General features: G+C 40.5%; 8 protein-coding genes. 4 read left to right on the plus strand and 4 right to left on the minus strand.

Annotated elements, in window-relative coordinates; genetic code table 11:
- Entirely contained in the window at positions 1 to 2,604 is a 2,604-nt protein-coding gene (locus tag B4Z90_RS20395) for a zinc-dependent metalloprotease (protein WP_286803189.1), read from the minus strand.
- A 380-nt stretch (positions 2,605 to 2,984) separates the two neighbouring features.
- Positions 2,985 to 4,352 carry a sensor histidine kinase gene (locus tag B4Z90_RS20400; protein WP_286803191.1) on the minus strand — a complete coding sequence of 456 codons (1,368 nt, stop codon included), beginning with the start codon at positions 4,350 to 4,352 and terminating at the stop codon, positions 2,985 to 2,987.
- 162 nt (positions 4,353 to 4,514) lie between these two features.
- Between B4Z90_RS20400 and B4Z90_RS20405 the strand changes: the two genes are divergently transcribed.
- Positions 4,515 to 7,688 carry an AsmA-like C-terminal region-containing protein gene (locus tag B4Z90_RS20405; protein WP_286803193.1) on the plus strand — a complete coding sequence of 1,058 codons (3,174 nt, stop codon included), beginning with the start codon at positions 4,515 to 4,517 and terminating at the stop codon, positions 7,686 to 7,688.
- Between the two features lie 114 nt (positions 7,689 to 7,802).
- Complete coding sequence (locus B4Z90_RS20410) at positions 7,803 to 8,330, plus strand: hypothetical protein (RefSeq protein WP_286752409.1); 528 nt, start codon at positions 7,803 to 7,805, stop codon at positions 8,328 to 8,330.
- A 15-nt stretch (positions 8,331 to 8,345) separates the two neighbouring features.
- On the opposite strand, the gene B4Z90_RS20415 is transcribed toward B4Z90_RS20410, so the two are convergent.
- Entirely contained in the window at positions 8,346 to 8,768 is a 423-nt protein-coding gene (locus B4Z90_RS20415; protein WP_070564777.1) for an NUDIX hydrolase, read from the minus strand.
- Positions 8,769 to 8,896: 128 nt separating this feature from the next.
- The gene (locus B4Z90_RS20420) at positions 8,897 to 10,054 is read right to left on the minus strand and encodes an aspartate aminotransferase family protein (RefSeq protein ID WP_286803194.1); all 1,158 of its coding nucleotides are present in this window, start codon (positions 10,052 to 10,054) and stop codon (positions 8,897 to 8,899) included.
- A gap of 218 nt (positions 10,055 to 10,272) precedes the next feature.
- Here B4Z90_RS20420 and B4Z90_RS20425 point away from each other — a divergent pair, with 218 nt between their 5' ends.
- Complete coding sequence (locus B4Z90_RS20425; protein WP_286803196.1) at positions 10,273 to 11,709, plus strand: PLP-dependent aminotransferase family protein; 1,437 nt, start codon at positions 10,273 to 10,275, stop codon at positions 11,707 to 11,709.
- Between the two features lie 300 nt (positions 11,710 to 12,009).
- On the plus strand, positions 12,010 to 13,008 hold the full coding sequence (locus B4Z90_RS20430) for a beta-ketoacyl-ACP synthase III (protein WP_046673918.1): 999 nt from the start codon (positions 12,010 to 12,012) through the stop codon (positions 13,006 to 13,008).
- Positions 13,009 to 13,252 lie beyond the last annotated feature (244 nt).

Below are 13,252 nucleotides of genomic sequence, written 5' to 3' on the forward strand. Positions count from 1 at the left end.
TTAGTTTAATTCTAAGGTATTTGCAATACGTAATAAAAGATCCATGTAATGCGATTTCGTCGTCGCATCACCAGTCCGTTGCTTTTGTTTCAACAACTGGTAAATCTCATATAATTCAGCTCGTTTATACGTCAGCATATCGGACGTGCGTATCATACCAGTGACATGTACATTCCGCAGTCCAGCTTGTGAAGAAGATACATGTTGCGGATGTAAACATAGATCAGGTTGTGTCGCTTCAACCAGTTGCTCAATGCCTGCCAATTTCTTCGCATTTAGTTTCTCCATCGATTTGTTGGTAGATACCATCAGCACATCCACATAGTTTTGTTGCAGCATCCGTGTTTTAAGATCCAACGATTGTCCGCTGATGGTTTTAGCAAAAACCGTCTGACGTACAGAAGTTAAAAACTCCGGTGCGCTCCATGCTTTCTTACTTCCGAAAAGATTTTCCATCTCAACCATACGCAGCAAACGTTCATCATTGACCAGTTTATACAACATAGCGTACTGAAATTCACGTTGTAAGTTATAAGGAGCATACTCAAATGGTCCTATCGGAGAATCTTTCAATGGAAAAGTTTTTGCCATCAGCTCCGGAACGAACAACCACTCAGGCATATAAAAGACATTCTTCTTGAGGTACTCCAAAGCGCGCACTTGTTTGTCTTTTGGTACTGGACTATAGGCATCTTTTTGATCACCCAAAACAGCATTTTCGAGGTAAATACCACCAATATTATTTAAAACATGATCAGCATATGCATACCATTGTCCAACCACGCCCATATACAACTTACCGGCACGGTAGTAATCATCGCCGACATTGGTTGTCCAGTTGATAATATTAGGCATCATGCGACGCAGGTTCAGCATACCATATTCCCCAGCTTTCATGGCGTCATCACCAAGATCTTCCGATTGAGCCCGCGGATCAACGATATTTTTAGAATCTTGCTGTTCACCGTAATGATAGATAGGATCATGTACATGGCTGTCAATTTCCTTTCTCAGCAAAGGGATCTCATCCCAAGGCTGCGTTTTGCCATACCAACGGTAAGCCCAGCCAATGGCATACTTGTCGTAAGCACCGATCACGGGAGTAATCTGTTCCACACCATCTTCGGGTTGTGCCACATAATTGAAACGAGCGTAATCCATGATGGAAGGAGCGGTCCCTCCCATTTTAGCGGTGAAGCTTTTGCTACGCAACGAATCAACAGGGAAACTTGCCGAAGAGCCCATATTGTGCATCAATCCGAGCGTGTGTCCAATTTCATGAGAAGAAACAAAGCGAATGGCATGTGCCATTTTCTCATCGGAAAAAACATTAGCACGTACTGATGTATCGACGATACCGGTCTGTATGCGCATCCAGCTATTTAAAATCGTCATGACGTTGTGCCACCAGATCACGTCAGCTTCCAATATTTCTCCTGAACGTGGATCAACAACAGATGGCCCCATGGCATTAGCTTGAGCAGATGCTGCGTATACAATAGAAGAAACATTAGCGTCGTCTGGATCAAATTTGACACTATCGGGCTGTTGTTTGGCCAGAATTGCATTTTTGAAGCCAGCAGCTTCAAAGGCGACCTGCCAATCATGTACGCCATCAATAATGGCCTGACGCCATTGTTTTGGGGTCGCTGGGTCCAAATAAAAGACAATCGGTTTTTTGGGTTCGACCAGCTCCCCTTTCAGATAGCGCGCTTTGTCTTCGTCACGCGGTTCCAAACGCCAGCGATTGACCAGATTTTTCTTATCCAGTTCTTGTTGTTTATCGTTAAAATACCAACGCGGCGAAGTAAAGAAACCAACCCTTGGATCTGCAAACCGGGCAACCATAGGCGTTTCAGGCAGTTCGTAAAGGTTACTTGTAATTTCCAAAGAAACCGGTACAGATTCATTACCTTCCGTCACCTTGGTAGAAAATACAGACTTCACAACGATATTATTCGCATAAGATTTGATATCTTCAACTGTAGATATACTGGTTTTAGGTGAAGTTCCCAAACCCAAGGAAGTAAACACATCCGTAAAACTCTTTTCTGAACCATCAAATACCTTATTGACTTTGATTACAACAGCACTTGAATCTTTTGAATAACTTTCAATCTTAAAAGATTCAATATAAGAAGGGCGGTAATTATCGTATACCGAAGCGGCTATTGCGTCACCTTTAGGGACTTCAACCTGAGGCTTAATCTCCGAAACCCACACCTCCTTCTTCTCCTTGCGGAGTGTAAACCGGATGACCTTATTTTCATAATTCATTCCTTTGTTTACCCCAGCCTCATTTAAAGCCAATGGAACGGAAGACAGCTTCTGTATCAACAGAATATCCTGCCCCATCTTTTTCACTGGAATTTCAAAATAGTAATTATTTTCCTTACGAATTACCGTAAACATACCAGTATCAACCCGGGCATCTTTAAAAAATTTGTCGTACGCAGCTGTCGTATCTTTCTTGGCAATAGAATCTTTAGCAGAAGTAACCGTTTCTTTTTTTCGCAGGCCTACTGTTTGCAATAATGAACAAGATTGCATTAGACCAGCGGAAAATAAAAGACCTATGGCTAACTTAGTGTAAGTGTTTTTCATCAAATAAATATTTTGAGCCCTTGTTTTCAAAGGTGATATCTGAGCTCGTTGCACTCCATGTGTTTTTCAAAAGTGATGACGAATCATCAAGCTATTATCTCGTGTTATCCATAAGCTAATTTTAGCTTACTACAGAACGATTAGAAAGTAATTTTGTCTATTCCAAGCAGGTCAATTCCAAGTCATTTATACTTAAAACTTATGCTATTTGATCGGATAGGATTAGGCTAACCACGAACTAATATTTCTAGATTAGGAGCCAAATTTGTTAAAAATATTATACAGAAAAGTATGCAAAGCGATGAACACGCAGTTTAAAGGTATGAACACGCGCTACAAAAACATGAACACGTAAACCGACCATCTTTTATTCTTCATTTTCAACTGGATGAGAGTGGTAAGTATACCGAAAAAAAGTCCGATTCTATCCCGTACCGAAAGCCCGACATCGCATAATAACGATAGATGGATGCTAAATAATTAAGTCCGTACCCCTCACCTTCCAGCTCTGCCCCCTGTCTGGGCTGCCAGTTATTGCGGATTTCCAGCACGTTTTCTTCAACAAGATAGATGATCTGAATCTTCAGCGGATGTTCGATCGAAATACGGGTATGCTTGATCGCATTTTCTACCAGCATCTGCAGGCCCAAACGTGGAATTTTCCGATCCAAACATGTTGCTGGCAGCCGAATTTCCATATCACTTAAGGCCGCTCCGAACCGCACCTGCTGTAAAAAGAAATAGGCTTTGGCCAATTCCAGCTCCTCCCCCAATGATGACCATTCGGCTTCATCTGTGCGGAGCATCTTCCGGTAGACTTTTGTCATCTTGCCAATAAAAGACTTCGCAAGATCATTGTCCTTTCCAATCAGGTATTGAAGCGACCCAAATGTATTGAATAAAAAATGCGGATTGATCTGCTGCCGCAGTTGAACCAACTGCATGCGCGTATATTCATTCTCTTGCTTCAGGGATTGCAGTTTCAGTTGCTGAATCTTGCGACGCTCCACGATATTAAAGTAGATTAACACCATAGCTACCAACATCAAGCCCACACCAAGCAAGATGCTATACGTTAGCAATTCTTGGATTTCCTCTTCAATACTCAGCAACAAGACATACACCTTGATTTCACCACCCACTAAAAGAATGTTACAGGGATACGAATTGACCATAACGTCCAGCTGAAGAAAATCAGATTTCACAATCTGTCCTTGTTTTGCAACTGCTGTACTGGCCCGCTTGCCCCACTTTCGATTATCTGGAGAATACATACATAATCCACGGTCGTCGTAAATCTCGAAATAAGCTCGTCTTCCGAAATTGAGTTCCGCGAAATAGGCATTCAATTTTACTACATCCAGATAAATGTGATATAGTCGGTGATTTATTGTCCGTGTGCGTAACAAGGTAAGCATTCGCTGATTGACAGAGTCCGCTTGTCCAACCGGCAAAACGACCAACAGCGAGTCAGCACTTTCTTTTAGATCAAAGGCGGGCTGATTTAAGATCTTTTTTTCCGAAAGGAATAGATCTTGCTGCAACAACTCCAATTGCTTTTTGACAAGCAACATATTCTCATCTGCAAAATCGATCAGTATCCTCTTCTTAAGGAGGTCTACTTTATGATGGATAATACCGAGCAAGCCCCCCCCAATCAACAACAACAAAAACAAACAGGCAGTCAGGATGATACTATTCTTCTGTTCGGCATTTTTAAATCGAAATTTCACGCTGCAAAAATACATGAAATTTTTAAAAGCCTATGCAAAGCACTTCGCAAGAAAGGCTTTAACGCGGCCTCTTGTCAATGAAAAACGACATAATCCAAGCCCTTTTCAAAATAAATGCATCACATAACTGAGATTAATAATAATTTTCTGATTTTTGTAACCACAAAAAGTTCCAAAGTGTCAAAAGCAACATTTATAAAAGTTGTGAAACGTATCGCTATCGTTTTTACAAGCATCGCCGTACTACTCGTTATCAGCATATTATCTATTCCTTATATATTCGAAAATGAAGTAAACAGCAAGGTCAAATCGCTCGTAAACGAGCACATTACAGGTGAATTAAATTATTCCAAAGTAAGATTAACCTTCTTTGATCAATTCCCTTTGCTTACTGCATCGATGGATGATGTCTTACTAAAAGGGGCCGAACCTTTCAAAAACGACACGCTGCTCGCTGCAAAAAAAGTCAGTTTTGGCGTGGACCTTATGAGTCTTCTCAAATCTAAAATTGTAATCGACAAGTTTATCGTGAACAGCGGGAAGATCAATATCCTGGTTGATTCTTTGGGAAATGCCAATTACAATATTTATAAATCTAGCTCCGCTGATGCTACAAAAACACAAGACAATTCCGAAAGCAGTGCTTTAGCCTTCCAACTGATTAAACTTGAAAAAACAAATCTCCATTATGAAGATCGCTCCATTCCGCTACAGATAGAGGCAAAAGATCTGGAATATGAGGGTAAGGGAGATCTGATGTCAAATATCTTTGACTTGAACACACGTGCAAAAATTGCATCCTTTTCATTTTCCTTTGACAATGAATTGTATGTGGACAAAAAGTCGATCGATGCCAATTTGCTAACACGGATCAATACCAATACCTTATCTTTCGTCTTCGAACGAAATGATATTAAAATAAATCAATTACCGGTTCGTTTCCGTGGGTTGTTGTCTTTTATCTCCCATGGTTATCACCTGGATTTCAAATTAAAATCACAGGAAAGCACCTTGGCCGAATTACTTTCATTAGTCCCAAATAGCTACGCTTCTTGGATCAAGGACCTCTCCGTGAAAGGTACATCGGAGGTTTTTGTCAATTTAGAAGGAGACTATATTGTCGACAACAACAAAATGCCTAATCTTTCCCTTGGACTCATGGTCAACAATGGCTTTCTCGCGTATAAACAATCCACCAATCCGCTGACAGACTGGAATGCAAAATTACGGATAGACCTGCCGGCACTGAATCCAGACTCACTACAAATTGATCTGAAACAATTTGACTTTAAAGTTGCTTCAGGCTATTTCAATGCACAGGGCAACATTGCGGGTTTACACCCTGTAACCGTGCATGCCAACATAAAAAGTGATCTTGATCTCGGTAAACTCAATGAATCCCTACAATTCCCAGACTTTTCATTTGGTGGAAAATGGAATCTTTACGCAAAAATCGACGGAACATACGCCAAAGCTATTCGTAAGGTAGGACTTCAAAAACGCGAACAGGAATACATTGCATCCATTCCTACTTTTGATATCAAAAATACACTCGTAGATGGTAAATTCAAATTGGCGAACCTCCCACAGGGGTTGGACAAAATTGCTTATCGTCTGGAAGCAAAGGATCCCGATGGCCAATTAAAAAGTGCATCAATAGCAATCCATGATATTTCTGTTCAGGCGCTTAACAACTATATAAAGGGTTTTATTTCAATAACAGATTTTAATAAAATTGCGGTCAACTCGGATTTAAAAGCTTCATTTAATTTAGCAGATATCAAAAATTTCTATCCCATTAAACAAGTTGAATTGGCAGGATTAGTGGATGTCAACCTCATGGCAAAAGGTTATGTGGATCTCAAACGAAACATTTTTCCCGAAACCAATACATCCATCGTGATGAAGAATGGCTTGATCAAGTCAAATGATTATCCTATCCCGATGGAAAATATTCAGGTCGAAGCTTTTGTCAATAGCGAAAAAGGCTCACTTCGAGATCTGAATGTCAAAATCCTACCGGTATCATTTACATTTGCTGGCGAACCATTTTTCTTGAATGCAGACCTCAAGAACTTCAATAATATAAAGTACAGCATACAATCCAAGGGTAAGCTTAATCTCGGCCCTATTTATAAACTCTTTGCATTAGATGGTACCAATGTCGATGGTTTTATCTATACGGATTTCAGTTTAAAAGGTTTACAGAGCGATGCCACCAATGGTCATTATAACCGACTCCAAAATAGTGGTCAGTTAAGTATTGGAAACATCCAGGTTCAGTCCGACATGCTTCCACAGCCTATTGCAATTAGAAGTGGGAACTTCAGTTTTTATCAGGAGAAAATGAATTTCGATAAATTCTTGGTAGCCTATGCGAAGAATGATATTTCCATCAAAGGATATCTCAACAACATTATTAATTATGCAACAAGTAGTCAAGCACCGTTAAAGGGGCAATTTACACTCAGCAGCAAGAAAATCAATGTGGATGATTTTATGGTTTTTGCTTCTCCGGCCACATCGACGACTGCAAGCTCTTCGGAAAGTGGTGTAGTTCTTCTGCCTAAAAATTTGGACGTTCAGGTCTTGGGGCTTGTCAATGCCATAGCATATAATAAAATGAATATCAAAGACTTCAAAGGTGACCTACAGGTAAAAGACGGTAAGATGATTCTTCATAAGACAAACTTTGGACTAGGGGGACTGAAAGTAGATATGAACGGAAGCTATCGTCCTATAAATCCACGTAGAGCAAGTTTTGATTATGCTGTGAAAGCTGACAGCTTTGATATTCAACGCGCTTACAAAGAGATACCGCTATTCAGAGAAATGGTTAGCTCTGCCAAAAATGCTTATGGCCTGGTTTCATTGGATTATAAATTGGGTGGTTTATTGAATGGCAATATGCAACCAGTAATGCCCTCCATCGTCGGCGATGGATCCCTAACACTGAATCAAATTAAATTCAGAGGCTTCAAGTTACTTAATGGAATTAGTCAATCTACTTCCAAGGAAAAATTGAAAGATGGCGAAGTGAAAAAAGTTGTTATTAAATCCCATATCAAAAATAATGTGATGACCATCGAACGCACGAAAATGAAAATGATGGGATTCAGGCCTCGTTTTGAAGGTCAAGTGACCTTAGATGGGCGGATGAACCTGGGTTTTCGACTGGGCTTACCTCCTTTTGGAATCTTTGGGATACCTATGCGAATTACGGGCACTCCAGATAACTTTCACTTAAAAATGGGAAAATACAAAGAAGAAGATCTCGACATGGAAATGGATGACGAGGACAACAAAGTATATAAAGAATCTCAAAAGACGCAAGAATCACAGGCTAAATAAACTCGCAATAAGTTCTAGTAAAGTCTGTCAACACAATAGTGCTGCAGTAAAAACGTTGTTTAATATAACAGAAAGATTTGTTAACTTAAACAACGTTTTTAATTTTTGAAAACCATGAGATATATACTAATTATACCCATTGCAATGCTATCCATTTGCAGTTGGTCCAGTTTCAAGACCGTTAACGATCAGAAAAACCCCTTATATGGGAAAGTATTCCGTGAGATCAATGAAATTGCTGAATTAAAATCTTATACCTATACAACTGGTGCGCTTATTGAAACCGACAAGAATACCCAAGGAGACTTTCGCTTTGCTGCCGGCTATTTTACAAATGCCAAAAATGGTGTTTGTATTTTAGAGGAATTGTTACCCGATGATAGCAAAGGTAAAGTCAAATACAAGATTTTGGATACCATCAATATTCAAAAACTGAAGTCCAACGAGCAACTCAGCTTATGCAACTGCAAGCAAGTTGACAAACCAGACAGCGAAATTATAGCTATTAGCCGGGTCGATGAAAGCAAAGAATATTTCGACAAAATCATCAAGGCATGGCGAATGGATACCAAAAGCCAAAAAATTATTCCTTTAAAAGACACAAAGGGTATCAGCTGCCTCAATGAAGGCTATGGCATCTAGCGGCGACAGGATTTTTTAAATCAATCCGTCAGCCTTCAACTTGTCAAACACATGCAAAACGCCAATGACCTGGATAGGTTCTTTCTGGTACTCTTGGTGTGAAAAATAACGAACGGCGCCAATCTCATTACTGGGTTCGATCTGCTCTGTTAATGGGTACAGAAAACAATCCTGTTCCATGATAACCTCTGGCACAAGCCCGTACGCCGGAGCTGTTACATGGCAATAATACGAGATTTTATCCGGATCCAGATTGATATTCAACTCCTCCAAAATCTCGCGACGTAGGGACTGCAGGGCTTCCTCCCCTGCATCAATCTTCCCACCTGGCAGATACCATGCCTTTCTATTGTTGCTATACGCCAATAATAATTTATCTTCCTTAATACTCACTAAACCCGCTGTAGGCAAATATTTTTTTGTTGTCTTGAAATCCATTATACGCTATTACTGATTAAATACGCTAGATGTGAAATTACTTCTTTTACAACATTTATCAAAGCGCAACAGCTCATCTGGAGAATCCTTCGTTAAAACTTCGCAAAAAATCAATACAGCGGGTCCAATCAATATACCGAAACATCATCGGCTAGTTTCTCTTTATGCACAAGCTTCCGTAGACTCTTCAAAAATGTCTCCGCGTGATTCATGGTGAAACAGAGCGGCGGTAATAGGCGGAGGGTATAGCGTCCTGCATATCCTGTAAAAATCTTTTCAGAAAACAAAAGTTCTTCCCGTAGGTGTTGAATATCGTTTTCAAACTCTACGCCAATCATCAATCCTTGCCCCCTCACTTCACTTACGCCATGAATTTTTCTTAATTCTCTCAACAGAAATTCACCTACAGCTGCGGCATTATCAATCAATTGCTCTTTTTGGATGACATCAAGTACAGCCAGTGCCGCCGCGCAAACCACATGACTACCGCCAAAAGTAGTGCCCAATTGCCCCGTGACCGGCTTTATTTTAGGCGAAATAATTGTCGCCCCCATCGGGAGGCCATTTGCAATCCCTTTGGCCACCGTAATTAAATCGGCTTCTATCCCAGCATGCTGATGTGCAAAGAAACGTCCCGTGCGCCCATACCCGCATTGAATTTCATCCAAAATAAGCATAGTCCCAGTTTTCGTGCAGATTGCTCTTACTTCCTGTAAGAAACTAGGACTTGCCCGATGAATCCCCCCGACACCTTGAATAGGTTCAATGATTACAGCACAATATTCTTCGGTTTCCAATTGTTTTTTCAAACTGGAGATCTCGTTGAAGGGTGTAAAGACAAATTGTTCACTGTCATTTAATGGTGCACGAATCGACCGGATATCCGTTGCCGAAACCGCGGCTGAGGTTCTCCCATGAAACGCATTTGACATCGCCAATACTTTCCTCCTTCCCGTACGGAACGAAGCTAACTTCAGTGCATTTTCATTTGCTTCGGCCCCCGAATTACTGTAAAAAACAGCATATGTAGGATAACCACAGGCACTGCCCAAGCGCTCGGCCAAACGATCCTGAAGATCGTTTGTAACTGCATTTGAATAAAATCCGATCTTATTCATCTGTTGTATAGTTTCTTCAACAACATGCGGATGGCTATGCCCAACAGAAATAACGGCATGACCACCATATAGATCTAAATAGGCCTGCTGCTGTTTATCATAAACAAAGCAACCAAGGGCTCGTTCGATCGCAATATCAACTTTCTCAAAAACGGGAAATGGTTTCATGAATGACTTCGATTAGTAAAACTCAAAAATCAACTTAAATCTCCTTTCATTCCTAGTCCAAGATGGTTATTTATTCCTAGTCCAGCCGTCACGTACAATAAACAAAACAACTCATCTTAAATAGAATAGCGCAGCACTGATCATGCATCATCTATCCGATGTATTTTAATCCTGCAGAACAATTGTATATTTGAACAATTACCCGATACAATAGCCTCATGCTTAGACCTTGGAATTTAACGATAGATATTGACAGATCCTCTTCAAAAGCGATTTACATCCAAATAGCGGATAACATTGCTGCTGATATACAATCAGGTCGATTGGCGAAAGGAACGGCCTTACCCAGTAGCAGATCTCTTGCAGCCCAACTAAAATTAAACCGAAACACGGTAATTGATGCCATACAGTTGCTGTTGAGCGAAGGCTGGCTGGTTAGTCAGGCACGTAGAGGTATATTTGTAGCGGCTCAATTACCTTATGGCTCTAACCTATATGTTGCACAAAAGATCGAATTATCTGATCATCAAGCCCCCACACGTATTATATTCGATGATGGTAATCCAGACAGCAAGATTGCCCCGATAGAACAGCTCGGACGGGCCTATCGTCAAATTTTTAAACGCAGCGCACGTTGGAAAATGATGGGTTATGCCGATCCCCGAGGACATCTTGATTTTCGGGAAGAAATCGCCAATATGCTCAACATCGAGCGCAACATGCACATTGATAAAAATAACCTATGCATCAGTCGTGGAAGTCAAATGGCCATGTACCTGGTCGCCCAATGCCTATTACGGCACGATGATTATATCTTTGTGGAGTCCCCTGGATACCATTCAGCCTGGAAAATCTTTGAAAAAGCAGGTGCGCGATTGATTCCGATCCCTGTCGATACCGATGGTCTTATTGTTGATGAACTTCTCCCACATTTATTGAAAAAAAGCAATATTAGGGCACTGTATCTTACTCCACATCGACAATATCCAACCACTGTGACCTTAAGCAAAGAACGGAGATCACAATTAATAGCATTATCCAACCAACATAACTTCACGATCATTGAGGACGATTACGATTACGAATTTCATTTTGAACAAGCGCCCTATTACCCACTCGCTTCACAGCAGGAACTGATCAATACTGTTTACATCGGTACACTCAGCAAAGTTGTTGCACCAGCACTCCGTATCGGTTATCTGGCGACAAGAAACGAGCAGTTACTCCAGCAGGTTACCGAACTTCGCTACATCATCGATATACAAGGTGACAATATTATGGAGCAAGCTGTCCTGGAACTCATTCAGGATGGAACAATTCGTAGACATATCCGAAAAGCAACGCTGCTTTACAAAAAGAAACGTGATTTCATGATCGCCCAAGTAGACAAATATCTGCAGGATCATGTGAGCTATACTTCTCCACAAGGAGGATTGGCGGTTTGGCTATCATTTAAACATCAGATCGACTGGGCATTTTTATCCCAAAAATTAAAGGAAAGATCAGTCCATATACCGCATCCCGAAAACTACAGCAGAGAAAATATTTTTGGTGGAATACGACTTGGCTATGGATCCTTATCTGAGGAATTGATCGAGGAAGGAATCATCATTTTAGCTGAACTTTTGGAACAGGCGAAACGCTCCTTCCGATGATTTGAAACACAAAAAGCAACTAGACTATTTTGCGAATTGGACGAACATAGTTAGATTAATATTTCGTAAAAACAGGCGCATTCAATATTTAATTCCGCATCATAAAGACCGATTAAAAGATTAGTATAGACAATATGTAAAAAACAGTTAAAAGTGTTGGCAAAACGTAATTTTTTGCCATAAATCATTTTTTTCGCTTATTAATCGCATAAATTAACCGTAGTTTTACGGCGCAAAAAACACACGAGTCATTCCTAATAGGATAGCTATAATAAGAGAGAGAATAGAGTACATTAATTTATGACTGAGAGAATACCCAGCAGGCCGTATGCAGCAATTACTGGTATTGGCGGATATATTCCACCGAATAAGAGATCAAATACAGATTTGGAGCAGTTTTGCGATACATCCGATGAATGGATTATCAAACGTACAGGTATTAAGGAGCGGAGAATTTTAGAAGAAAATCTTGCCACATCAGACATGGCTGTAAAAGCTATACAAGATTTGGCAACACAATATCATAAAAATCTGAACGATGTAGATGCGCTAATTGTAGCGACTTCTACACCCGATATGCCAATGCCGGCAACAGCAAATATCATTTTAGAAAAATTAGGTCTTACCAATGTTTGGGCTTTTGATGTCAACGCTGCTTGCTCTGGGTTTTTATATGCCTTAGACATGGCTTCAGCTCTCGTTGAGACAGGCCGTTATAAAAATGTACTCGTAGTCGGTGCTGACAACATCAGTACTTATGTCGATTTAAAAGATCGTTCGACCAATATTCTTTTTGGTGATGGCGCTGGTGTGATATGGCTTGAGCCATCTTTAGAAGGTGGAATTATGGATGCCTATCTATGTAGTAATGGCGCGGGAAAGGAATTCTTAAAAATCGAAGCCGGCGGTTCTTTGTATCCAATCGACAGTAATCTTCCTGTCAACGACAACAGATTCCTGAAACAAGATGGCAAAACTGTATTTAGACATGCTGTTCAGTCTATGAGCGACGCCTGTAATACGGTTTTACAACGCAACAACCTACAGATTGAAGATATCAACTGGTTAATTCCACATCAGGCTAATCAGCGCATCATTGATGCCGTTGGGCGTAGTCTGAATATACCAGAAGACAGAGCATTAAGTAATATCGAATACCTAGGAAATACCATTGCTGCCACGATCCCGTTGTGTATCTGGCAGAATATTAAAAAATTAAATACCGGTGATTTAGTCATGTTAACCGCCTTTGGTGCAGGTTTCTCTTGGGGAGCCAGCATATTTAAATGGATGATTTAAGCGATCAAAAACTTTAGTCGTCATAAAATTCACACTAGTATAAAACGCCAGGAATAAACCTTTTCTGGCGTTTTTCTTTCTTTCCATCTACCAAAACCAGATTCGCCATCCCCCAATAAGAATTGATCTATCTTCCTTTTATAGGCAGAGTAGCGGAGAAAGGAATACGCTAGCGGGGAAAGCACTAAGCTAGCGATAACCCGAAGGGCAAAACATGAAAATACATTGTAGACAAGGCTTACAT

This window comes from Sphingobacterium sp. UBA5639 (assembly GCF_002421245.1).
Taxonomy (GTDB): domain Bacteria; phylum Bacteroidota; class Bacteroidia; order Sphingobacteriales; family Sphingobacteriaceae; genus Sphingobacterium; species Sphingobacterium multivorum.